The sequence below is a fragment of the Jannaschia sp. M317 genome, from assembly GCF_025141175.1.
GTDB lineage: Bacteria > Pseudomonadota > Alphaproteobacteria > Rhodobacterales > Rhodobacteraceae > Jannaschia.
On the sequence record NZ_CP081155.1, the window covers coordinates 1,643,629 to 1,667,101 of the forward strand.

General features: G+C 64.0%; 18 protein-coding genes and 1 pseudogene. 11 read left to right on the forward strand and 8 right to left on the reverse strand.

Annotated elements, in window-relative coordinates:
- Positions 1–43: 43 nt before the first annotated feature.
- Positions 44–946: a LysR family transcriptional regulator gene (locus tag K3551_RS08480; RefSeq protein WP_259919177.1), complete on the reverse strand. Its 903-nt coding sequence runs from the start codon at positions 944–946 to the stop codon at positions 44–46.
- 98 nt (positions 947–1,044) lie between these two features.
- On the opposite strand from K3551_RS08480, the gene K3551_RS08485 reads away from it, so the two are divergent.
- The 7 genes from K3551_RS08485 (at position 1,045) to K3551_RS08515 (ending at position 8,973) form a co-directional block, all read left to right on the forward strand.
- On the forward strand, positions 1,045–2,049 hold the full coding sequence (locus K3551_RS08485; RefSeq protein ID WP_259919178.1) for an Ldh family oxidoreductase: 1,005 nt from the start codon (positions 1,045–1,047) through the stop codon (positions 2,047–2,049).
- Complete coding sequence (locus K3551_RS08490) at positions 2,046–3,503, forward strand: aldehyde dehydrogenase family protein (RefSeq protein ID WP_259919179.1); 1,458 nt, start codon at positions 2,046–2,048, stop codon at positions 3,501–3,503. The genes K3551_RS08485 and K3551_RS08490 overlap by 4 nt, the downstream gene beginning before the upstream one ends.
- Positions 3,500–4,504, forward strand: coding sequence for a dipeptidase (locus K3551_RS08495; RefSeq protein ID WP_259919180.1), 1,005 nt, complete (start codon positions 3,500–3,502; stop codon positions 4,502–4,504). Before K3551_RS08490 ends, K3551_RS08495 begins: the two co-directional genes overlap by 4 nt.
- Complete coding sequence (locus K3551_RS08500) at positions 4,501–6,180, forward strand: hypothetical protein (protein WP_259919182.1); 1,680 nt, start codon at positions 4,501–4,503, stop codon at positions 6,178–6,180. Before K3551_RS08495 ends, K3551_RS08500 begins: the two co-directional genes overlap by 4 nt.
- Entirely contained in the window at positions 6,177–6,884 is a 708-nt protein-coding gene (locus K3551_RS08505) for a DUF3726 domain-containing protein (protein WP_259919183.1), read from the forward strand. The genes K3551_RS08500 and K3551_RS08505 overlap by 4 nt, the downstream gene beginning before the upstream one ends.
- An 89-nt stretch (positions 6,885–6,973) precedes the next feature.
- Positions 6,974–7,936 (forward strand): ABC transporter substrate-binding protein, encoded by a 963-nt coding sequence (locus tag K3551_RS08510; RefSeq protein WP_259919185.1) that lies wholly within the window; start codon positions 6,974–6,976, stop codon positions 7,934–7,936.
- Positions 7,933–8,973: a GlxA family transcriptional regulator gene (locus K3551_RS08515; protein ID WP_259919187.1), complete on the forward strand. Its 1,041-nt coding sequence runs from the start codon at positions 7,933–7,935 to the stop codon at positions 8,971–8,973. Before K3551_RS08510 ends, K3551_RS08515 begins: the two co-directional genes overlap by 4 nt.
- On the opposite strand, the gene K3551_RS08520 is transcribed toward K3551_RS08515, so the two are convergent.
- From K3551_RS08520 to K3551_RS08535, 4 genes are read right to left on the reverse strand one after another with little or no spacing between them, the layout of a single operon-like run.
- Positions 8,970–9,524 carry a sarcosine oxidase subunit gamma gene (locus K3551_RS08520; protein WP_259919189.1) on the reverse strand — a complete coding sequence of 185 codons (555 nt, stop codon included), beginning with the start codon at positions 9,522–9,524 and terminating at the stop codon, positions 8,970–8,972. The genes K3551_RS08515 and K3551_RS08520 overlap by 4 nt on opposite strands.
- Positions 9,517–12,471: a sarcosine oxidase subunit alpha family protein gene (locus tag K3551_RS08525; protein ID WP_259919191.1), complete on the reverse strand. Its 2,955-nt coding sequence runs from the start codon at positions 12,469–12,471 to the stop codon at positions 9,517–9,519. Before K3551_RS08525 ends, K3551_RS08520 begins: the two co-directional genes overlap by 8 nt.
- Complete coding sequence (locus K3551_RS08530; protein WP_259919193.1) at positions 12,468–12,749, reverse strand: sarcosine oxidase subunit delta; 282 nt, start codon at positions 12,747–12,749, stop codon at positions 12,468–12,470. The genes K3551_RS08525 and K3551_RS08530 overlap by 4 nt, the downstream gene beginning before the upstream one ends.
- 10 nt (positions 12,750–12,759) lie before the next feature.
- Entirely contained in the window at positions 12,760–14,010 is a 1,251-nt protein-coding gene (locus K3551_RS08535) for a sarcosine oxidase subunit beta family protein (RefSeq protein ID WP_259919195.1), read from the reverse strand.
- Between the two features lie 256 nt (positions 14,011–14,266).
- On the opposite strand from K3551_RS08535, the pseudogene K3551_RS08540 reads away from it, so the two are divergent.
- Positions 14,267–14,911, forward strand: a pseudogene (locus K3551_RS08540) (IS5 family transposase); the annotation flags it as partial.
- 142 nt (positions 14,912–15,053) lie between these two features.
- Here K3551_RS08540 and K3551_RS08545 read toward each other — a convergent pair.
- From K3551_RS08545 to K3551_RS08555, 3 genes are read right to left on the reverse strand one after another with little or no spacing between them, the layout of a single operon-like run.
- Positions 15,054–15,545, reverse strand: a complete 492-nt coding sequence (locus K3551_RS08545) for a nuclear transport factor 2 family protein (protein WP_259919198.1) — start codon at positions 15,543–15,545, stop codon at positions 15,054–15,056.
- A 51-nt stretch (positions 15,546–15,596) separates the two neighbouring features.
- Entirely contained in the window at positions 15,597–16,439 is an 843-nt protein-coding gene (locus K3551_RS08550) for a nuclear transport factor 2 family protein (RefSeq protein WP_259919200.1), read from the reverse strand.
- Positions 16,440–16,489: 50 nt separating this feature from the next.
- Positions 16,490–16,786, reverse strand: a complete 297-nt coding sequence (locus tag K3551_RS08555; protein WP_259919202.1) for a DUF2218 domain-containing protein — start codon at positions 16,784–16,786, stop codon at positions 16,490–16,492.
- A gap of 96 nt (positions 16,787–16,882) precedes the next feature.
- Here K3551_RS08555 and K3551_RS08560 point away from each other — a divergent pair, with 96 nt between their 5' ends.
- From K3551_RS08560 to K3551_RS20025, 3 genes are all read left to right on the forward strand, one after another.
- The gene (locus tag K3551_RS08560) at positions 16,883–17,767 is read left to right on the forward strand and encodes a LysR family transcriptional regulator (protein WP_259919205.1); all 885 of its coding nucleotides are present in this window, start codon (positions 16,883–16,885) and stop codon (positions 17,765–17,767) included.
- Positions 17,768–17,955: 188 nt separating this feature from the next.
- Positions 17,956–22,689, forward strand: coding sequence for a hypothetical protein (locus K3551_RS08565; RefSeq protein ID WP_259919208.1), 4,734 nt, complete (start codon positions 17,956–17,958; stop codon positions 22,687–22,689).
- A 255-nt stretch (positions 22,690–22,944) separates the two neighbouring features.
- On the forward strand, positions 22,945–23,106 hold the full coding sequence (locus tag K3551_RS20025) for a transposase (protein WP_409197415.1): 162 nt from the start codon (positions 22,945–22,947) through the stop codon (positions 23,104–23,106).
- Positions 23,107–23,473: the final 367 nt, after the last annotated feature.

Here is a 23,473-nt window from a genome sequence, read left to right on the forward strand (position 1 = left end):
AGCGGCACTTCGGGTAGGGACGTCTCTGGAAGCACGGCACCGGTCACACGTGAACGCGAAGATCTAAAGCTCGTCCGACACCCGGCAATGTCACTTCCGTGTGTCGGCAGAATGCGCTGATGACGGGACTTTCCATTCGGGACCGTTGGGTCAGTAAGCTTATGGTTCGCGTCGTGCCCGAGCCGGTCATCGGCAAAGCGACGATCGCCTCGGGCAGCGACCGCGTTGCAAGGCCTGGCAAGACCGTGATGCCCGCACCGGACGCCACCATGGCAAGCAAGGACAGGTTATTGCGAGCGGAAATACGGCTGCCCGCCACGAGCTTTGTTGTTTCGTCCAAGCCGACGGACCGGATCGTCTCGTTCACGATCAAGGTGCCACATCCAAGGTCAGCCCAGGTCAATGCCGCGTGGCGGCTGGCCAGCTCGTCCGTCGGCTTGCAGATCACGAACAAGGCGTCGCTGAACAATGGTCGCGAGCGAATGCCGGTGTTCTCCATCGAATTGTCGGCAAGACCGATGTCCGCATGACCGGAAGCGACCGCTTCTCGGACTGCCGCGCTATCGCTGTCCATGAGGTCGACGCGCACGTCCGGGTGGACCTTCATGAAAGACGACAACAGGTCCGGCAATATCAGTGCCGCGACCGAAGGGACGGACGCGATCCGCAGTTGCCCCGCCTCGCCGCGGGAATAGGCCCGGATCGTGGCCAGACCGACATCGTGATCTTGCACCATGCGGTCGCCCACACCTTGGACGAACTGGCCGAGATCGGTCAGATCTCGTTTGCGATCCGTCTCGAAGAGCGCGCTGCCAAGGTCTCTTTCCAGCTGCTTCAACGTCATTGAAAGCGCTGATTGCGTTCGTCCCAGTTCTTCGGCCGCCCCTTTCAGGCTCCCGTGTCGGGCGACAGTCGTGAAGACGCGGATGCTGTCGAATTTGATCATGATGCCGGAGAATTTCAGAAAAATTTAATATAAGTGAAGAAATACAAGATTGCCTGAATCGATGCAATGATCATGATGCAGGTCGGGGGACCTCATTCATGAGCAAGATATTCACGCTGGACGATGTGGAAAAGCTGGCCCATCGCCGCTTGGTTGAGGCGGGGGCGTCTTCGGAAGCCGCAGCCTCCGTGGCCCGGTCGACGCGCCGCGCGGAGCGGGACGGCTTGCGCAGCCATGGCTTACTCTATGTGCCGATCTATGCGGAACACCTGGAATGCGGCAAGGTGGCGTCAAGCGCCGTGCCGGCCGTGACGACGCCCCGACCCGCAGCCGTCTGCGTGAACGCGGCGAACGGCTTTGCGCACCCCGCTATCGACGCGGGTTGGACTGCATTCACCGATGCCGCGCGCGCCTGCGGGGTCTCGGCGCTCAGCATCAACAATTCGTACAATTGCGGCATCCTGGGTCATCACGCCGAACGGCTGGCCGAGGATGGCCTGATCGGTCTTTGCTTCACCCATGCGCCGGCCTCCATCGCGCCCACCGGGGGCAAACGGCCGGTGATCGGGACCAACCCGTTTGCAATCGCCGTGCCCGACGGCACGGGGGGCGCGCGCCTGGTGCTGGACCAATCCGCCAGCGCTATCGCCAAGTCCGAGATATTGCTGCGCAGCCGCGAGGGCCGCGCGATCGAGCCGGGCTGGGCGCTGGATGCCCGCGGGCAGGAGACGACGGATGCCGATGCCGCGCTCAAGGGGTCGATGATCCCCTCGGGCGGGCAAAAGGGATTCGGTGTCGGGCTGATGGTCGAGATCTTCGCCGCCGCCTTGACCGGTGCGAACTTGAGCGCCGAGGCCAGCCCGTTCTCCGGTCCCAAGGGAGGCCCGCCCGCCACGGGGCAATTCTTCCTGGCTGTCGATCCATCGGCTTTTGCGGGGGACGCATTCTCCGCGTCGATGGACCGCCTGATCGCGTCGATCGAGGAACAGGAGGGCGCGCGCCTGCCGGGCCAGCGCCGCATGGACAACCGCCGCCGCATCGACGTGGAGGGGGTCACGGTAGACGACGCGCTGCTGGCGCGGATCGAAGGAGACGGCGCATGAGCGGACAGATCGAAACCCGGAACCTGATCGCGGGGCGTTGGATCGACGCGGAGCGGACGCTCGCCAACGTGAACCCTTCCGATCTCTCGGACGTCATCGGAGAGCACGCGCAGGCGACCCGCGCCCAGTTGGACGAAGCGGTGGACGCGGCCCTCCGGGCGCAGCGTGAATGGTGGGCCGCCGGCATCCAGAAACGGCATGATGTGCTGATGGCCATAGGGACCGAGTTGATGGCGCGTGCAGGCGACATCGGCGCGCTGATCTCACGTGAGGAAGGAAAGCCGCTGGCCGAGGGCAAGGGCGAGGTCTATCGCGCCGGACAGTTCTTCACCTATTTCGCCGCCGAGGCCCTGCGCCAGATCGGCGATACCGCCCAGAGCACGCGGCCGGGAATCGAGATCGACGTGCGCCGCGAACCGGTTGGGGTCGTCGCCATCATTTCCCCCTGGAATTTCCCCGTCGCCACGCCCGCCTGGAAGATCGCACCCGCGCTGGCCTTCGGCAACGCCGTCATCTGGAAACCCGCGAGCCTGACGCCCGCAAGTGCCGCTGCCATGGCCGACGTGATCGCGCGGCAGGACATCCCCGAGGGGCTCTTGTCGATGTTGGTCGGGCCGGGCGGCGAGATCGGGCAGGCGATGGTCGAACATCCTGGCGTGAACGCCATCAGTTTCACCGGGTCGGTCCCCGTGGGGCGCGGGATCGCCGCTGCGGCCATTGGCGGCATGAAGAAAATCCAGATGGAGATGGGGTCGAAGAACCCGATCATCGTGATGGACGACGCGGATATGGACCTTGCCGTCGCCCATTCCGCCGGGGCGGCCTTTGGTGCGTCGGGGCAAAAATGTACCGCAGCCTCCCGCCTGATCGTCCACGACGCTGTGCATGACCAGTTCGTCGAGCGTCTGGTCGAGGCGGCCCAGGCCCTGAAGGTCGGGCACGCGCTGGAGGAGAGAACGCAGATCGGCCCCGTCGTCAGCGCCGATCAACTGAACGCCAACCTCGGCTATATCGATGTCGGCAAGAGCGAAGGGGCGGAGTTGCTCTGTGGCGGCACCCAGCTGGAGCGGGCGACCGAGGGGCACTACATGGCCCCCGCCGTCTTCGTGGAGACGACCAACGACATGCGCATCAATCGCGAGGAGATGTTCGCGCCGATCACCTGCGTGATGAAGACCAGCAGCTACGACGAGGCGCTGGCCATCGCCAACGACAGCGACTTCGGCCTGACCGCAGGGATCATGACGCGCAGCTTGGCACGGGCCAACCATTTTCGGGCGAACATGCGGGCGGGCACGCTGATGGTGAACCTGCCGACCGCCGGGACCGACTACCACGTGCCGTTCGGCGGCATGGGTGCGTCATCTTACGGGCCGCGCGAACAGGGGCAATACGCGGCGGAGTTCTACACCACCGTCAAGACGGCCTATGTCTTCGCGGGCGTGCCGGAATGACGCCGACTGTCGACGGTCTGCAATACGCGAACTGGTCGGAGAAGATCTTCCGCCAGATGCGCGCGGGCGGCGTCGATGCGGTGCATGTCACGATCACCTACCACGAGACGTTTCGCGAGACGGTCCTGAACATCGAAGCCTGGAACCGCTGGTTCGAGCGGTTTCCGGATCTGATCTTCCAGGGCTTCACCGCCGAGGACATCACGCGGGCCAAGGCGACGGGCCGCACAGCGATCTTCTTCGGCTCGCAGAACCCGTCGTGCATCGAGGACGACATCGGGCTTGTGGAGGTGCTGCACCGGCTGGGCCTGCGCTTCATGCAGCTGACGTATAACAATCAGTCGTTGCTCGCGACGGGCTGCTACGAGAATGACGATACCGGGCTGACGCGCATGGGCCGCGCTGTGGTGGCGGAGATGAACCGCGTCGGGCTGGTCGTGGACATGAGCCACTCCGGAGAGCGGTCTACGCTGGAGGCGATCGAACAGTCGACCCGCCCCATCGCCATCACGCACGCCAACCCGCGCGCCTGGCATGCGGCGCTGCGCAACAAGGCGGACACGGTGTTGCGTGCGCTGTCGCAGACCGGCGGGATGTTGGGCTTTTCGCTCTATCCGCATCACATGGCAAATGGCGGGGCCTGCACGCGAGCCGAGTTCTGCGAAATGGTCGCCCGTGCCGCCGAGGCCTACGGCGTCGCCAATCTCGGGATCGGGTCGGATCTGTGCCAGGATCAGCCCGACAGCATCGTGGAATGGATGCGCACGGGCCGCTGGACCAAAACCATCGATTATGGCGAAGGCAGCGCCGACGCCCCCGGCTTCCCGCCGATGCCCGACTGGTTCGAAACCAATGCCGATTTTCCCAACATCGCCACGGGCCTGCGCGAGGTCGGGTTTTCGCCCGAGGAGGTCGGGGCCCTGATGGGCGGCAACTGGGCGCGGTTCTTCGAAGCCAGTTTCGGTGCCGAAACGTCGCAACTGGCTCAGGTCGCGGAATGACCTGCGCGCCGCTGTCCCCCGTGCCGGACGCGGCAAACTTCCGTCGGGACCCGGCGGACGTGATGCGGCTGTCGCGCATGGGTGCGGCGCATCCGACGCGCCTGTCGTTCCGCAGGGTCCTGTTGCGGCGGATGCAGGCCGAGGGATGGACCTTTGATCGCCCGGTGTTCGATTTCGACGCCGATGGGGTAGGGCGTGCAGTCTACCGTGCCCATGGGCCGGAGCGGACATATTCGCTGGTCGCCTTCGGCCATGACTTGTCGCCCGACCAACGCTCGGACCGGGTGATCGCGACGGCATGGGATGCCACATTCACGCTGTTCGACGGAGAGCCGGACATGGACGATCTAGGCCGGCTGGCGGCGAATGTGCCCGTTCAGGAAGCTGGCCGTGTGACCGCGAAGGAGCTGACGCTAAGTCGGGCCAACCGTTCTGTCCGCCTGTTTGCCGACGTGGTTACGGCCCTGTCGGAAGGGCGGCAACCGGATGCCGAAGCGCTGGCGCAAACCGGCTACCTAATGCGGACGACGGCGGTTTACGGGTCGGGCAAGTTCGGGGCGGCTTGCCACGGTGACATCGCGGTGCGCCCCGAATTGGCCGCCCCGTTCCAGGCCGAGATGCTGACGGTCTGGCTGATCCGCACTTTCACCGTCGATCTTGTGGAACACTTGGCGCGCCTGAAGGGCGGCGCGAAATCCGTCTCTCTGGACCCGGAACTGCGGACCGGCCTCGGCGTCGGCAATTCGACCGGCCTTGGCATGGCTCCGTTTTTGGTGCGGCATCCGCTGTTGCTCAACAGCTGGATGATGGTGCGCGAGGAGGCGCTGGCGCGTGTCCGGTCGCAACCCGCGGCGACCGCCGCACAGGTGAAGGACTTTCGCACGGCCCTCGCGGAAGCGCAGGAAAACGCGCGGATCTGGACGAGCGATCATCCATTGCAGGGCCTGCGCCTGAAGGAGTTGCGCACCGGGCTTGACCGGATCGCGGCCCATGCGCGGGCGGAGTGGGAGCCGGACGGACCACACCCCTGGGATACGATCTGGCGTTGGGCCGAGGCAAACGTTCCCGCAGAGGCGCAGGAGGCCCTCGTTGCCATTCTGCTGGAACCCCATGGTGATCTGGTCGATGGTCTTGCGAGTTGCCTGAGTGCCGATGAGTCTGCCGGGTTCGCAATCGACGGAGCGATGTCCGTCGGGGTGTTGCGGCAGGTGATGGCCGCCAACTACGGCTGGGCCTTGATGCCGGACTACACCGCCCCGTCGGAATGCGCCCGATTCTGGTACGTCTCGGAGGACAAGCTGGAGCCGCGTCTGGGCGAGCGCCACGAGGAGCCGGGCGCGGAGCGGGAACTGCCGCTGGACATCGGACGACAGGCTGCTGCGCTGATCGAAGCGTTGGACGGGTTCACTGCCGATACACCGGTTGCGCAACTTCTGCTGGCGGCCCCGGAACATCGCCTGATGGTGCGCCGCGCACAGATAACGCGAGGCCGCCCGTTTTCGGAGATTCGCGACAACCTCATCTCGGCGGACCTGCTGCCCATCGACATGCTGCGCTGCAAGCTGGCGTTCTTCGGGGCAACCCGCTTCGACCCGCGCTCGGACCGCTGGGTGCGGATTTCGCTGTTCCAAGGCGCTCCTTACCCCGACGAGCTTTTGCAGGCGGCCCCGGTTTGATCCTTTCCGGCGATGACCCCACCCGCCTTGCGGGGCAGCCGGTCCCGATGGCGAAGGGGCGGGTGCGTCTGTCGTGGAGCGAGGTCGAGGCTGGTACGATGCGGTCGGCGCGCGGAGCGGGGATGACCTGGGGCGACGCGGAGGAATGTGGTGCGGCGGCAGTCTGGCTGGCGCGGCGGAACCTGCCATGGGCCGACGTCGTGCTGTCGCGCCTGCAAGGCCCGACGGGCGGCGTGTTCACGCCCGCACCGGGGGCTTGGCCTGCGGACGGAGCGATCTGCGGATTGCGCGGGGGCATCGCGCTGTCGGACTTCACGGCCTTGCCGGAAGGTGTGGGCACCGTGCCGCTCCTGCTGGGGCCGGTGCTTGATCCAATGCTGCTCCTGCCTTTTCTGGCCCGGGTGGCAGAATGGCAAGACGCCGTGATCGAGGTCGAGATTGCAGGCGTCTGTCACGCGACGGTTTCCGTAACCGGGCTTCATATCGCCGACGGCGCGCTTGGGCATGGCACATCGGGGCCGGTCACGCTGCGTTTCGATCTAGACGCCGATGTACCCGACCAATTGGTAGGCTCTGCCGCGCATCCCGCCGATATTGAGAATACCCTTTGGAACCGGCTGGACCGCCTGGCCCTGAAAACGACTGTCCCATCGTCGGAGACGTCGCACGCCCGAGCCGGCGGTGCGCGACCCGACAACGACTAGGACATCCGTCATCTGGGCCGGCCCCGTGCCAAGGCACGCCCGGCCCCGATCAAGAGAAGAAATGACCAACATCAACCTGGGAGACTACCATGAAGAAGATTGCAATCGCTGCCGCCATGTCGACGCTTGCCGCCCCTGCCTTCGCGCAGGACCAGTGCGGGGAAGTCGTCCTTGCCGAAATGAACTGGGCCTCGGCCTCGATCATCACCAAGATCACCGAGTTCCTGATGACGCAGGGCTATGGCTGCGATGTGCAACTGGTGCCGTCGGCCACGGTGTCCGCCGTCACCTCGCTGGCCGAGAACAACCAGCCCGACATTGTGCCGGAATTGTGGGTGAACTCCGCCCCGCTCTACAACGAGCTGGAAGCCGACGGGAAGGTTTTGACCGCCGCCAACGTCTTCTCGGACGGTGGAACCGAGAACTGGTGGGTGCCCGACTATCTTGTCGAGGCGCATCCCGAGCTGGCCACCATCGAAGGCATTCTGGCCAACCCCGAACTGGTGGGTGGGCAGTTCCACAACTGCCCCGTGGGCTGGGGTTGCCGCACGGCCAACGACAACCTGATCCAGGCGTTCGACTTCGAGGGTCGGGGCATGGATGTGTTTGACCACGGGTCTGGCGAGACGCTGGCCGCGACGATGGCCGCCGCCTACGAAGCCAAGGAGCCGTTCTTCGGCTACTACTACGGGCCGACCGCCGTGCTGGGGCGCTATGACATGGTCGCCGTCGACATGGGGCCATATGACGCGGAGATCCACGCCTGCAACCAGACCGAGGAATGCGAGACGCCCGGTATCTCCTCCTATCCGGCGGCCCCGGTACTGACGGTGGTGACGTCGGACTTTGCCGAGCGCCAGCCGGAGATCTTCGATCTGGTAAGCAAGATCACTTTCACGTCCGCAGACCTGAGCACGCTGCTTGCCTGGCAGGATGACAACAGTGCTTCGGCCGAAGAAGCGGCAGTCTACTACCTGACGCAGAATGGGGAGACCTGGAAAAACTGGGTAAACGAGGCCGCAGCCGAGAAGCTGGCCCCGCTGCTTCAGTGACGACGACGACACCGGGCGGCGGCAACGCCGCCCGGACCCTTGCTGGCGACCACCAAAGGCTCGGATTTCTGCTGTTCCCCGATTTTCCGATGTCCTGCCTGACCTCGACCATCGAGCCCCTGCGCGCTGCCAACGAAATCTTGAGCCAGCGCGTCTTTTCCTGGACCCTGTTGGCCGAAGCGGCCGGACCAATCGTCTCCAGCGCCGGGGTCGGGTTCGAGGCCGAAGCCGCATTGAGGGAAGCGGGTCCGCTCGATCTGCTCCTGCTCCTCGGGGCGCCGCAATCGCGGTTCCGCGATCCGAAAGCCGGGAATGCCATCCTGCGTGATCTGGCCCGCCACGGCACGGGCGTCGGCGCGGTCAGCGGCGGGGTGTTTCCCCTGATGCGATCAGGCGTGATGACAGCTCGGCCAGTCTCGGTGCATTGGTGCTACGAAGCCGCGTTCCGGCAGGAATTTCCGCAAGCGGACGCGCGGTCGGACGTGATCGTCGGCGATCGGCGGCATCCAACCGTATCGGGGGCTGCTGCTGCCTTCGATTTCGCGCTGGCCTTGATCGACGCGCAGTTGGGCGGCGATGTTGCGCATGAGGTCGCTTGCTGGTTCCAGCATCCCCAGATGCGCGGCGCGGGCGTGCGGCAGCGGGTGCCGCACCATGCCTTGCCGTCGGCGGACGAGGCGCTGCCGGATCTCGTTGCGCGCTGCGTGGCGATCATGGCCGCAGACCTGTCCGAGCCTGTGACCGTCGACGATCTGGCAGCCCGTGTCGGCGTCTCCTCCCGCCATATCCGCCGCGCGTTCAAGACCGCGACGGGCGACGGGCCCAGCCGCTATCTTCGGGGGATGCGGATGCGGGCGGCGCGGCAGATGGTGCTCTACTCCAACACCGGAACAGGTGCGATCGCTAGGGCCGTTGGGTTTGCCAATCTGGCGACGATGACCGCCCACTACCGGGAAGCCTTCGACGTGACGCCGACCGAGGATCGGACGCGGATCAACGGGTTCCGGGTCGAGGGGAATCTGCCGTTGCCGGGTTAGACCGCGCCCATCGCCGTGAGCACAGCGTGGTGCAGGGACTGGGCCGAGGCGCGCGGGCCGTAGAGGACTACGCGACCCTTGTCGCGCAGCAGCAGGCAGCGCAGGTGATGGATCGTGGTGAACGTGGCCGATCCGACCGTCATCCGCCCATGGTCAAGGTTCGACAGACGCTCCAGCACCGGCACAACGTCGTCTCCCGCGAGGTCAAAGCGGACCCAGGCATCCGTCTGCTCGACGATGGTGGCGGCGTCGGCAACAGCGACGCGCAGGATCGGCTCGATATTCTCGTGCGTGGCGAAGGGGGCCTCGATCAGCCATTGGTCAGGGCCGGTCCAGATCGCGCGGAGCGGGCCACCAGCAATGCGCCCCGGCGCGGGGGCATCGGTCTCGATCAAGGCGGTGATGGCCGCGCGCGTGTCCGACACCCGGCCCCTGCGCGCAGTGACCGAAGCCAGGGCCAGGTCGAGCCGCTCGGTCAGGGTGAGGCTGCGGATTGTGTCGATCCGGGGCGCAGTGGTGCCCAGGGCGCAAAGCGGGGTCAGGTCACGCACGTTGCCGTCCTCCATCCGGGTCGATGAAGTGCGGCGAGACGACTTCGACCTCCACCGTCAGATTGGTGAGGGGCGAGACGAGGCGAAGCCGTTCGCCCATACGGTCAGCTCCCCGTTTCAGGAACCCGAGCCCGATCATGTGGCCCAGCGTCGGTGAATGGCAGGCCGAGGTGACGTAGCCCTGATCGTGCTTCGCATCGACGGGACCGTCTGTCGTCATCAGATGGCCGCCGGCGGTGACCTTCGCGGTGGGATCGACCGGCCAGAGGCCGACCAGCCGCAGATCGTCCGGCGCATTCAGGCCGTCGCGCCGGGACAGGACCGCGCCGATGCTGTCCTTCTTGTCAGAAACCATCCGTCCCAGCCCCAGGTTCGCCGCCGTGGTCGTGCCGTTGAGCTCGTTGCCCGCGGCGTGGCCCTTTTCGATACGCATCACGCCGAGGGCCTCGGTCCCGTATGGGGTGACGCCGAGGTCCTCGCCCACCTCCATCAGCCGCCGCATCAGCGCGTCGCCGTAGCGGGCGGGGACGGCGATTTCATAGGCCAGCTCTCCGCTGAAGGAGATGCGGAAAAGGCGCGCCCGCAATCCGCCGCATACCGTGACCGGTGCGCAGGCCATGAACGGAAAGGCGTCGTTCGACAGGTCGGTGGTGTCATCGACGACGCGCCTCAGAAGGTCGCGCGCCTTGGGTCCGGCGACGGCGAATTGCGCCCAGGCTTCGGTCGTGGGTGTCAGGGTGACATCCAGATCGGGGGCCAGGCACTGCGCGACGAATTCCATGTGCCGGTAGACGCTGGCCGCGTTGGCCGTGGTCGTCGTGACGATGAAATGATCCTCGGCCAGCCGCGCCGCCGTGCCGTCGTCCATCACGATCCCGTCTTCGCGCAGCATCACGCCGTAGCGCACCCGGCCCACGGCCAGCTTGGCGAAGCCGTTGGCGTAGACGCGGTTCAGGAACGTCGCCGCATCAGCGCCCTGCAGGTCGATCTTGCCCAATGTGGTGACGTCGCAGATGCCGACGCCGGTGCGGGTGGCCGTGACCTCGCGATCGACGGATTGGCGCCAGTGGGTTTCGCCTGCCTGCGGAAAATACTGTGCCCGCATCCAATCGCCGACTTCGGTGAAGACGGCACCCCGTTCGTCGGCCCATTGGTGTGACGGGGTCAGGCGGGTGGGCCGGAACTGCGCCCTGGTGCTACGTCCGGCGAATGCGGCGATGGGAACAGGCGTATAGGGCGGGCGGAACATCGTGGTGCCGGTCTGCGCAATCGTCTTGCCCGTCAGCTCGGCCATGATGGCAAGGCCCGCGATATTGGAGGTCTTGCCCTGATCGGTGGCCATGCCCAGCGTGGTATAGCGTTTGAGGTGTTCGACTGCGGCGTAGCCCTCGCGGTGGGCAAGCGTCACGTCCTTGACGGTCACGTCGTTCTGTTGGTCCAGCCAGGCGCGTTTGACGCCTTGGACGTGCCAGAACGTGGTTTGCATCACGGGTGCGTCTTCGGTTTCGGGCAGGTCCGTCGCAGTGGGGGGCAAGCCCAGATCGGACAGGGCCGCGACGGCTTCGGCGCGCCCCTGTGAAAGGGCACCGTGGGTCGAGAGCGCGCCGTTTGCCGCGCCCGCCACGGTCATGCCGGCGGGCAGGTCAGGGCCGGGCACGAAGGCGGCGATGTTATTGTTCCAGGCCGGGCGGCCCCGATGGTGCGACGTCAGGTGGACGTTCGGGTTCCAGCCGCCCGCCAGCCCGAGCGCGCCGACCTCCAGCATCCGGTTCGACCCGTCGGCCAGCCGCACCTGAACGAAGGTCAGGCCCAGCCGCCCGCGTGTGCCGGTAACCTGCGCACCGCACAGAACCTCGTAGTCTTGGGACGTCGGCGCATCGTTGCGAATGTCGATCACGGCGGCGATCTTGATCCCCTTGGCGTGCAGGTCGGTCGCTGTCCTGTGCCCGTCGTCGGTGCAAGTAAAGATGGCGACGCGTCGCGCGGGCGTGGCGGCGAAGCGGTTGGCATAGCTGCGCAGGGCCGAGGCCATCATAACGCCGGGCCGGTCGTTGTCGGCGAAGGCGATGGGGCGCTCGGTGGCTCCGGCGGCCAGGATCGTGCGGCGTGCGGTGATGCGCCACAGGATCTGTCGCGGCTTGCCGGACAGGGGGGCGGGCAGGTGGTCCGAGACCCGCTCGATCGCGCCGTGAACACCATGGTCCAAGGCCCCGATGACGGTCGTGCGGGGCATCAGGCGGACGTTGGGCAAGGTGGCGAGTTCCGCGACTGTGCGCCCTGCCCAGTCCGCACCATGCGCGCCGCCGATCTCCAGGCGTTCGGACAACAGCCGCCCGCCCATCTCGAAATCTTCGTCCGCCAGGATCACGTCGGCCCCCGCGCGCCCCGCCGTCAGCGCCGCCATCAGACCCGCAGGTCCGGCCCCGATGACAAGCAGATCGCAGTGGCGGAAGCCCTTGTCATAGCTGTCCGGGTCCGGTTCCCCCGACAGCGCGCCGAGGCCGGCCGCACGGCGGATGATCGGTTCGTAGAGCTTCTCCCAGAAGGACGCGGGCCACATGAACGTCTTGTAGTAGAATCCGGCGGTCAGAAACGGCGACAGCCGGTCGTTCACCGCCAGCGCGTCGAAGCGCAGCGACGGCCAGGCGTTCTGTGAGCGCGCTTCCAGCCCGTCGTAAAGCTCCGCCGTCGTCGCTCGCGTGTTCGGCTCGGCCCGCGCGCCGCGGCCCAGCGTGACGAGGGCGTTGGGTTCTTCCGACCCGGCGGTCAGGGGGCCACGCGGCCGGTGGTACTTGAAGCTGCGCCCCATCAGGCGCACGCCGTTCGCCAAAATGGCCGAAGCCAGCGTGTCGCCGGGGTGGCCGGTGTAGGTCTTGCCGTCGAAGGTGAAGGTCAGCGTGCGCGCCCGATCCAGCCGCCCGCCCGCCAGCCGGTTGGACCCGCTCATGTCGACCGCCCCTGCGCACGGGCCACGTCGCGGGCCAGTTGCACGTCGGTGATCTCGTGCGTGACGGTGTCGCGTGTTACCACCAACCAGGATCGGTCGCCTTGCCCGTGGAACCACAGCTCCCGGTGCAGGCCCGCCGGATTGTCGCGCAGATAGGCGTAGTCGTGGAAGGCTTGCGGCTCGGTCAGGCCGTCGGGCCGGTCGATCAGGGACGCGTCGCCCAGATAGGTGAACTCCGAAGCGTCACGGGGGCCGAGCAGGGGGTGATTGATGATCATCGCGGCCCCCTCAATGCAGGTTGGGCTGCGCGCCCATCCCTTTTTCGTCGATCATATGACCCGTCATGAAGCGATCCAAACGGTAGGCGGTGGCGGTCTCGTGCGGTCTGCCGGTCGCCAGCAGATGCGCAAAGGCGAGACCCGAGGCGGGTGTCGCCTTGAACCCGCCGTAACACCAGCCGCCGTTGAAATAGAGCCCGTCGATATGCGTGCGGTCGATGATGGGCGAGCCGTCCATCGACATGTCCATCACCCCGCCCCACATCCGCAGCATCCGCGCCCGCCCGATCATCGGCATCAGGGCCATGCCACCTTCGCAGACGTCTTCCACGGTGGCGAGGTTGCCGCGTTGGGCGTAGGAATTATAGCCGTCTATGTCGCCGCCGAACACCAACCCTCCCTTGTCCGACTGGCTGACGTAGAAGTGCCCCGCGCCGAACGTGAGGACGCAGGGCAGGATGGGCTTGAGCCCTTCGGTCACGAAGGCCTGAAGCACATGACTCTCGATCGGCAGGCGCATTCCGGCCATCGCCATGACGCGGCCGGAATTACCAGCGACCGCCACGCCGACCTTGCCCGCACCGATGAACCCACGGGTGGTCTCGATGCCCCTGACTGCACCGTCTTCGATGCGGAACCCGGTGACCTCGCAGTTCTGGATGATATCGACGCCGCGCCGGTCCGCGGCCCGCGCATAGCCCCAGGCGACAGCGTCGTGGCGCACCGTGCCTCCCCGCCGCTGCGCCAGCGCGCCCTTGATCGGGAAGCGCGCGTCGTCGAAGTTGAGGAACGGCGCCTCGCGGCGCAGGGCGTCCACGTCCAGCAATTCGGCATCGGCGCCGTGCAGGATCATCGCGTTGCCGCGCCTCACGTAGGCGTCGCGTTGCGCGTCGGAATGGATCAGGTTCAGGATGCCGCGCTGGCTGACCATGGCGTTGTAATTGATGTCCTGCTCCAGCCCCTCCCAAAGCTTCAGCGACATCTCGTAGAACGGCTCGTTCCCATCCAACAGGTAGTTCGAGCGGATGATCGTGGTGTTGCGCCCGACGTTGCCGCCCCCGATCCAGCCCTTCTCGACCACCGCTACAGATATCTGGCCATATCGGCTGGCCAAGTAATGTGCCGTCGCTAACCCGTGCCCGCCGCCACCGATGATGACGATATCGTACTGCGCTTTGGGCGCTGCGTCCCGCCAGACCGGGGCCCAACCGCGGTGGCCCGTCAAAGCCTCCTTGATTACCTTGAAGCCGGAATAGCGCATCACTCACCTCTCACCGCACTGCCTAGCAGGGTCAGGAGAGCCAGGCTCTCCAAAAACGGACGTCGAAGCCAAGATTCCGGACTCACGCAAAGATATTTGTTGCCTGACCTTGTTTGACGGAATGTCGCAAATTGGACCTGTCCCGCTTTTATGCCGCTCCAAGATCTCGTTTAAGCCACCTTGCGTTCGAAGGGGCCTTGTTGCATAAATCGGATGAGGGATTCACTGCATGAATCCAGCATGATAGCTGGGAGGCCTGAGCAGTTGGACCCCTACGAAGTACAAGACCACGAATTGGTCGGCTTACAATGAGGCGCTGAGGCGGCGTGGGTCGCTTACAGTTTGGTTTGACCCCGACATGGTGTGGAGGCCACCTCCAACCGGAAAGCGTGGCCGGCAGCTGAGCTTCAGTGATGCCGCGATCCAGACGTGCCTGACGATGAAGGTACTGTTTGGTATGCCGTTGCGACAGACGACTGGTTTCGTCGCAAGTCTCCTTCGGCTGGTCGGGTTGGACTGGGCGGTCCCGGACTTCAGCACCTTGTGCCGTCGCCAGCGAAAGCTGAACGTGGCTATCCCCTACCGTGGAGGGAAAGGTCCGCTGAACCTTCTGATAGACAGCACCGGTATCAAGGCTGAGGGCGAAGGTGAGTGGAATGCCCGAAAGCATGGTGGCTCCAAGCGGCGCATCTGGCGCAAAATACACATCGGAATTGACGAGGAAACACTGGAGGTCAGAGCCGTCGAGAACACCGGCAGCAATATCGGTGACGCGCCCATACTTCCGGAGCTACTGGATCAAATCGGAACGGATCAAGACATCGCATCAGTCACCGCCGACGGGGCTTACGACACCCGGAAGTGCCACGAAGCTATTGCTGCCCGAAATGCTGACGCTGTTGGCACCAAACTGGTCGATAAGTTTGAGGGCGATTTCCCGGCCCAATTGTCCTGAAACGGCTGTTACGGCATAGATCATAAGCCGCTCCTATCGGTCGACGTCGGAATGGCCCGACTATCAGGCCATTCCCTTTGGTCGTATGTTAGCCGTGATATGCTTGGCTGACGGCGAACGTGTCTTCGAACCAATGCCACAAAACCACCTGCCCATCCCGGACCTTGGCTCTTAGGGCAAAGGTGAAGTCTCCTGTCTCCTTGCCAGAATGGGTGGTGATTGCATTCATCACGCCAAAGACGGCCACGGTATCGCCGGACGCGAAGGCGTCGGTATTTTCCCATTTCGTGGTTTGCAGGTTTTCGGAGAAGACACCAAGGAACGTGAAGATGTTTTCCTTGCCACGGGTCTCGCCGATCCACGGCAGGCTTTCGTCGCCTTCATTGTGCCAGACCATATCGTCAGCCATCAGTGCGCCCATCGCCTCCATATCGCCGGACCCCATCGCGCCCATGAAAGCCATGACTGTGTCGAAAGATTCCTGTGTTTGTTCGTCCATGTTCTGTGCTCCTGCGTGTGTTCCAAGGATGATCGCCAGCGATGCGCCGAGCGATGTTGTAAGAAGTGTTCTGCGGTTCATTGTTTGCTCCTGTTCGGTGCGCCACGGGCGGGCCGCGGCGTGATGCTTGGATTAGAATTTGCCAGCTTCGTTGTGCGGCGCGTCTGCCGCTGGCATCGGAGCAATGACGTCCCAGTGTTCAACGATCAGCCCGTCTTCGACGCGGAAGAGGTCGTAGAATGCGGTGGCCTCCGCACCCAGCGTGCCTTCGGACAGTGTGAGCACAAAGTTGCCCTCGCCGATCACTTCATGGACTTCGGTGTAGTCCATGCTGATGCCCTGTTCGGCCATCTGGGCCATGAAAGCACCAAAGCCATCAAGCCCGTCGGCGACCAGCGGGTTGTGCTGCGCGTAGTTGGACGGATTGATATACTGGGTGAAATCGACCTGTTCGTGGTTGATCAAGGCGCGCGTGAGAAAGTCCTCGACCAGGTCCTTGTTCGCCTCGGTCCGGTCCAGGTCGGTGATCTCGGTCGCGCCGTCGATCTGGCTTCGCCCCGACGGGTTGAGGGGCTGCTCGGGGATCAGGTTGTCCCAGTGTTCCGCGATCTTGCCATTCTCGACGCGGAAGACGTCGAAACCGATGACCGGATCGGGGCCAAACCCTTGATAGCGGGCATGAACGGCAACGATGTCGTCATCGGCGATCACGCGGATGTATTCGGCGCTGAAGTCGCCGTTGCCGGACAGGAAGGCGACGACGCCTTTTTGTGCGTCGATGCCGTTGGCGAACATCTCGTTGTGCTGGATGATGTCGGTCGCAAAGTACCGGTCGACTGCCTCGACATCGCCCGCAAGAAGCGTGTTTTCCAGCGCCTCAAGAACGAACGCCTTGTTTTCCGCGCTGTCGGCAATGGCAGCGACCGGCACGGCAACCGCGAGTGTGGCGGTGGCCAGAAGTGTGTGGATCGTCATGTTAAGCTCCTGCTGTCTGGACATGATTTCGGTCTGTTTTCAGTGGGGTGTCACGGGGTGAGCGGTGTTGCGCGGTGCCACTCGATCTGCGGGTTCTCGCGAAAGGCAAAGCGTTCGAGGTGGCTGCCGATGACGTGGGCCGTCTTGTCGAGGTCAGCTTTGGTTTCGGCGGAAACCTTCATGTCCAGCGCGTCTGCATTCGCCGCCAGTTCGCACTGCCCGAACGGCAGATCTATCCGGCCGTGCTTGCCGTCCCGTTGCACCGGAACCTTGTGGCCAAAGTGCTTGCAAAGGGTGCCGAGGTAGCGTTGCGCATGCTCTGTCTTGAACGTCGTTCGTGCGTTCATCCGGGTGCTCCTTCAGTGTTGACGTCACACCTATCGCCCCGGAACTGTTTCGAATATTGTACGAATATTGATTTTATAATTCCGGAAAACAGAACAGTGATTGATCACCTGAAGCACATGGCCGTCTTTGCGCGGGTCGTCGACAAAGGATCTTTCCGCGCGGCGGCGCGAGATATTGGCGTAGCCCCGTCGCGCGTCAGCCAGACGATCACCGATCTTGAAAGTTACCTCGGCACAACGTTGCTATACCGCACGACGCGGAAGCTTGCGCTGACGGGGGAGGGCAGAACGCTTTATAGGCGCGTCACCGAAATGTTGCGCAGCGCCGAAGCCGGGTTCAATGAAATCAACGCTAACACACAAGAACCGGTCGGCGCGCTGCGCGTATCAGTCCCGGCATTTTTGGCCATATCCGATCTCTCAACCGCCATGGCCGCATTCATCAAGCGGTACCCGAACGTGGCCCTGTCATTGTTCTATAGCGACCGCAGGGTTGAAATCATTGAAAACGGATTCGATCTTGCCATCAAAGCGGGTTCGCTTTCGGACAGCGCGATGATGTCTCGCAAACTGGGCAGCATCCCGCGTGCGCTGGTTGCAGGTGCCGAATACGCCGGCTCCCGCCCGGTTCCCACCCGGCCCGCCGATCTGGAAGACTGGGACTGGGTCCGATACCAGCAGCGGCCTGACACGATCGAGCTGACTTTGGACAATGGCAAGTCCGAAAAGGTCAGCGGGCAGTCGCAGATTGAGGTCGACAGCGCCAACGCGCTCTATCATTTCGCGCTGCAAAACATGGGTGCGACGGTCCTGCCGGAGAACCTGGCTGCGCAATCTGTCGCGTCCGGCGCACTGGTCCGGCTGCTGCCTCAGTGGCGGCTGCCCGAAGTTGCTCTGAATGCGGTTTGGCCGGACTCTTCGCGGCGCGAGAACCTGACATTGCTTTTTGTTCGGTTTTTGGCCGGCGAACTTGGTCATTGAGCGATGCAACGGACTCGGGCTCGCGTTGCAGCACATTCTGAAACGCTGCCACCCCGAACCGACAGGGGGCCTGAGGGCACCCGGCCGGTCGCGGGCGCCACAGAAAGGATTATATAGCCCAAAGCTGTTGCGATCGCTACGTTGCACGCTGCGGCGTGTTTCGTGCCGAGTAGGGTGGAGTAGATTTCATGACGATCCTCGGAACCGCAGGCGCCGCTCTCGACAGCTTTGCAATGGCCAACGAGTTGACCACGCTGATCACCACTGGCGAGTTTTCCTTTCTGTCGGACGACAATGCGGCGGTCATGGACGCCATTGCAGGCTTGTCCAACCAGATCACCAGCCAGCTGAGCTCTCTGCAGGCAACCTTGATCGATACGGCCCGAAAGGACGCCTTGCTTGGACATGTGGCCGAGGCCACGACCGCGGTCGATGCTCTGAAGGTGTTCAGGGCCTATGGGGCGCTGACCGACGACAGCCGCAACAGCATCGTCGAGCTGAGCAACCGCGCCTTCAACAATATCATGGATCTCGCCGACAAGATCATGTCCGAAGATCCCCGGCCCGAGATGATCATCCAACTGTTGTCGACGGTAAACTATGTGTCGGCGGTCAAATACCAAGCCATCGCCGCCGTCGAAAACGGTGCCTTCGGGTTTTCGGGCAATTCCGAGAAACTGGAGCGCGCGAGCGCCTTCATGGCCAGCGCGGAAGCCATCCTTCTGGACAGCATCAACGTCAGGTCGGGCGCCCAGCTGTTTGAGCAGGCGAACCAGAACGGGGTCTGGTTCATTGAGTTGCGCGGCAACCGGCTGACGGCGGATGTCGATGTCAGCGTCTACAAGGCCGACTTGCTCCGCTCCATGGGGCTGACGGAAAACATCAATGTCCGCAATGGTCCCGCTTTCAACATCGAACTGGCACGCTTGCCCCAGGACGAAGCCACTCAAACCACCTGGGCGGCCCTCAGGGGCGGCCCATATACGGAAGTGCTGCTGAACCGGTATCTCAAGCTCGCGCTGGAAGAGGCGGTCTTGCGCGGCGAGGGGCTGAAGCCCGTGATCTCTGGTGCCAGCGTCGCGGCGTCGGGCCTGCGTCTCGTGCTCGACGGTGAAGAGTTCATCGGAAAGCAGGGTGGCGACATTCTGCAGGGAACGCCCGGCAACGATTTCATGTCCGGTCTGGCCGGAGCGGATGTCCTGTTTGGCTTGGGCGATGCCGACGTTCTTTTGGGCGGCTCCGGGTTGGACCAACTTTTTGGCGGCGGCGGTAATGATACCCTGGTTGGGGGCGACGATGACGACTTCCTTCTGGGCCAGGCAGACGACGACAATCTCGATGGCGGCGACGGCGACGACGTTCTGACTGGCGACGATGGGGAAGACACCATCGACGGCGGGTTGGGCGACGACTCGATTGACGGTGGCGACGGTGCGGATGTTGCTGATGGTGGCGATGGTGACGACTCCATCTTCGGTGGCGAAGGCAATGACGATCTCAATGGTGGCGACGGCCGCGACACGCTTGACGGTGCCGATGGCAATGACGTGCTTTATGGCAGCCGCGGCGACGATTCTATCGTTGGCGGCGACGGCAAGGACACCTTGCGCGGCAGCAGCGGCGATGACGTCCTGCAAGGCGGAGAGGGCAACGACGAGCTTTACGGCGGCCATGGCAACGATTTGCTTCAAGGCGGCAGCCCAAGTGGCAGCAGCAAGGACACCCTCAATGGCGGTCAGGGCAATGACACGCTGGAAGGCGGCGGACAGGATTTCCTGTTCGGCGGTGACGGCGACGATTTGCTGCGCGTGCTCAGCCTGTCGGAAAACTACACCGAAGGCGTGGTGCCAAGTGCCAGGGTCTACGGGCAGGCAGGGTTCGACACGCTCGATCTGACCCTCTTCCGCTATGTTGATGTGGTCGTGACGGCGACCGACGCGGACGGCGGCAACACCGGATATGTCGATTTCACCAGCGGCCCCGGCATCGACATACCGTTCAGTCGCCTGGCCTTCCAAGGTATCGAGCTCGTTCTGACGGTCAACGACTCGCTGCAGGGCGACGACGGGGACAACACGATCGAGGGCGGAATTGGCAATGACACCCTTGTGGGGGCGGGCGGCAACGACCTGCTCGATGGCGGCGCCGACGACGATGTGCTGAGTGGCGGGTTGGGCGATGACACCCTCATTGGCGGCGACGGTCAGGATGCGGTTTTCATCCAGGCGCAAAGCACCGCGATCACGGGGCGTCTTGATGAGGTTGCCGGTACGCTTGAGATCACAAGCGAGGATGGCACGGATGTCATCCATGATGACGTGGAAGAGTTTTATTTCTCCGACATGGACCTCAGCTATGCGCAGGTGCTTGCGCTTTTGGTGAACGCCGCTCCCACGGCGGTTGTGCTCCAGAACGCGGACACAAGTCTGGACGAGAACACCGACACGACGTCCCGAATAAAGATGGCCGATATCGAGGTGACGGACGATTTGCTTGGGTCAAACGAGCTGGGGCTGGCTGGCGCGGATGCTGAGCTGTTCGAAATCGACGGGACCGAGCTGTTCCTCAGGCAGGGTACCGCGCTCAACTTCGAGGCACAAAGCCAGTTGAACGTGACGGTTACCGTCGATGATCCCACTGTCGGTGCGACCCCCGATGCAAGCGCAACATTGTCGGTTACCGTGGATGATCAGGATGATGACCCGACCGGCACCATAGAGATCACCGGGGATCCGGTAGAAGCCGCGACCCTGACGGTCGTTTCCACTCTCGAGGACGAGGACGGTCTCGGCACACTCATGTATCAGTGGTTGCGGGATGGCACACCGATCGCGGGTGCAACAGGCGCGACCTATGAAGTCGCCAATGCCGATGTCGGTGCGGTCGTGTCCGTGCGGGTGACCTATGACGACGACAACGGAGCGCAGTTCTCCCTGGTGTCGGGTCAAACCGAAACCATCGGGGAATTCGTCCCTCCGCCTGTCGGCTCGGTCGCGATTGCCGGTGACCCAATCGAAGGGGCGTCGTTGATGGCGATGCCCAGTGTCCCCAATGGGGTCGATCCCGGGACGATTTCCTACCAATGGCTTCGCGATGGTGCCCCGATCGCTGGCGCGACCAGCGACACCTGTCCGCTGGAACAAGCCGATGTCGGTGCGGTCTTGTCGGTGCAGATGTCTTACACCGACCCCCTGGGCGCGGCGGTGTCCGTGGCCTCAGGTGCAACCACGCCCATCGGCAACGTCAACGACGCGCCCACCGGCGCGGTGACGATTGCCGGTGACCTGACCGAGGATGCAACCCTTACGGCGGCATCCAGTCTTGCCGACGAGGACGGTATCGGAACGCTCGCCTATCAATGGCTGCGGGATGGGGCCCCGATCACGGGGGCGACTGCCGACACATATGTGTTGGGGCAGGCCGACGTGGGGACGGCAATGTCGGTGCAGGTGTCTTACACCGACGATCAGGGAACCGAAGAGTCGGTGACCTCCGGTGCAACCGCGCCTGTCGGCAACCTCAATGATGATCCCAGCGGCACCGTCACGATATCCGGCAGCGCGCGTGAGGGTGAAACGCTGATGGCGGTCTCGACATTGAACGATGACGATGGCCTTGGTCCGCTGTCCTATCAATGGTTGCGGGACGGCACGGCGATCGCCGGTGCCACTGCGGCAGGCTATGTGCTGGATGTGACCGACGTCGGCCGGCAGCTGTCTGTCATGGTGTCCTATACGGATGGTCAGGGAGCCGCCGAATCCGTCACCACGGCAGTCGATAGCCTGATCATCTCGCGCAACTTCCAGGAAGGAACCGCTGGCGACGACGTCCTGACCGGTCTGAACGGCAACGACACCCTCGTTGGCTTGGGCGGCGACGATACGCTGCGCGGTGGCGTGGGTGACGATCGGCTGATCGGTGGGGCGGGCAGTGATAGGCTGATAGGCGGCGATGGGGCGGATGTTGCCGTCCTGGCCGTGTCCAGCACCGTCGTGACGGTCGAGGCGGGCGACGGCGGGCTGATCGTGACCTACGCAGAAGGCCCTCAAGATGTCCCCAATATCGTGTCTGACTTTGTGTCCGACGATACCGAGACCGTTCAGTTCGGCGACGGCAATCTGACCTACGCAGAGGTTGCGGGACTGATCGTGCCCAACGCGACCCCTGGCAACGATCTGATCGAAGGCCTCTCTGTCGCGGATACTGTCGACGGCCTTGGTGGGGACGACACGATCCGCGGCAACGGCGGCGATGATTCCATACAGGGCGGCGATGGCAACGACCGGATCACTGGCGGCATCGGAAATGACACCATCGACGGCGGCAATGGTGTTGACACCCTCGACGGCGGCGATGGCAACGACCAGCTGACGGGTGGCTCGACCGATGTCGACCTGCGGGACGTGATCTTTGGCGGCGCGGGTGATGATACGATCGAGGGCGGATACGGCAACGATGAGCTGCGCGGTGATGCGGGCAACGACAGCATCGCGGGCGGCTTCGGCGCGGATACGGTGATCGGCGGAAGCGGGAACGACACCCTCACAGGCTCGGCCTTCGGAGATCTGATCTTTGGCGGCGACGGGATGGATTTCCTGAACGGCGGCTTCGGTTCGGACCGGGTGAATGGCGGTGCAGACGCGGACCAGTTCTTCCACCTTGGCGTCTTCGACCACGGCAGCGACTGGATCCAGGACTATTCCTTCGCCGACGGCGATGTCCTGGTCTTCGGTGGCGCAGCCACTGTCACCGATTTCCAGGTCAATCAGAACACCACAGCCGGCGCGGGCGGTGACGCCACTGAAGAGGCTTTTGTGATCTACAGGCCCACCGACCAGATCCTTTGGGCGCTTGTGGACGGCATGGACAACGCCAATATCACCCTCAGGATCGCCGGTACCGACTACGACCTGTTGCCATGATCGCGGGACCTGTCTGCACTGGTTCGGGACACCTAGCATGGCCGGACCCATTGCACCGCATAGACCGTATGCCTTCAGGATTGATCAGCTCCGAAAACTGACCACGCGCCAGCAGGCAAGAAGGTCGATTTGCGATGCGACGCCGACCATGAACGGCGAGGTAGGCCGGATAGGACTCATGATGTCTGTGCGTCAGGACCCGACGACGCCCCGGCACGCGGCACTGTCGGGCAATCGGGGCAGATTGGCGCAGCGATGCGAGCCCACCTGACGATCAAGGCCCTGTTCGGTCGATCACCGCGCAAGACGACGGGGTCTGTCAGGAGCCTGCAGAGGTTTGCGGGCCTTGAACCGCAGGTTTCGGATTTCCCGACGGTGCGCCAACGCCAGAAGACGTGGGCCCGCGCGGCTGCCTGATCCTTGGGGCGGCGCGCGAAGCCCGTGCGTGGGCGACTTGGGCCGAAAGATACGCGGTGAAGGAAGGGGGGCATCCGCCCAGGCATGGTGGCCTGCGCTTGTGCGTTTGGCGCAAGGTTCGGCTCGCCCCAGGCGACGCGTTCGCTTCGGCCAGGGCGAACAGCGGGACAGCGCTTGCGTCATCCACAGCCGCCACACCCCGGTCATGAAACCCATCGAACGGCCCGTAAGACGAAGAGAGCCTCGGCCCCTATTTGGTCGATCCATCAGAGGCAGAGTTGCCGGATCGGGGGGAATAGCTGCGCTGTTAAGCGTCTGTTTACGCACTGGCCTCCAAGGTGCGGAACAGGGTCGTTGCGCAGGTCCG

Bases quoted from the DNA above. Each gene is read 5' to 3' on its own strand.
- K3551_RS08490 (WP_259919179.1), top strand. From the start codon at position 2,046: ATGAGCGGACAGATCGAAACCCGGAACCTGATCGCGGGGCGTTGGATC.
- K3551_RS20025 (WP_409197415.1), top strand. From the start codon at position 22,945: ATGCGAGCCCACCTGACGATCAAGGCCCTGTTCGGTCGATCACCGCGC.
- K3551_RS08550 (WP_259919200.1), bottom strand. From the start codon at position 16,439: ATGACGATCCACACACTTCTGGCCACCGCCACACTCGCGGTTGCCGTG.
- K3551_RS08500 (WP_259919182.1), top strand. From the start codon at position 4,501: ATGACCTGCGCGCCGCTGTCCCCCGTGCCGGACGCGGCAAACTTCCGT.
- K3551_RS08510 (WP_259919185.1), top strand. From the start codon at position 6,974: ATGAAGAAGATTGCAATCGCTGCCGCCATGTCGACGCTTGCCGCCCCT.
- K3551_RS08495 (WP_259919180.1), top strand. From the start codon at position 3,500: ATGACGCCGACTGTCGACGGTCTGCAATACGCGAACTGGTCGGAGAAG.
- K3551_RS08525 (WP_259919191.1), bottom strand. From the start codon at position 12,471: ATGAGCGGGTCCAACCGGCTGGCGGGCGGGCGGCTGGATCGGGCGCGC.
- K3551_RS08565 (WP_259919208.1), top strand. From the start codon at position 17,956: ATGACGATCCTCGGAACCGCAGGCGCCGCTCTCGACAGCTTTGCAATG.
- K3551_RS08485 (WP_259919178.1), top strand. From the start codon at position 1,045: ATGAGCAAGATATTCACGCTGGACGATGTGGAAAAGCTGGCCCATCGC.
- K3551_RS08555 (WP_259919202.1), bottom strand. From the start codon at position 16,786: ATGAACGCACGAACGACGTTCAAGACAGAGCATGCGCAACGCTACCTC.
- K3551_RS08530 (WP_259919193.1), bottom strand. From the start codon at position 12,749: ATGATCATCAATCACCCCCTGCTCGGCCCCCGTGACGCTTCGGAGTTC.
- K3551_RS08545 (WP_259919198.1), bottom strand. From the start codon at position 15,545: ATGAACCGCAGAACACTTCTTACAACATCGCTCGGCGCATCGCTGGCG.
- K3551_RS08480 (WP_259919177.1), bottom strand. From the start codon at position 946: ATGATCAAATTCGACAGCATCCGCGTCTTCACGACTGTCGCCCGACAC.
- K3551_RS08535 (WP_259919195.1), bottom strand. From the start codon at position 14,010: ATGCGCTATTCCGGCTTCAAGGTAATCAAGGAGGCTTTGACGGGCCAC.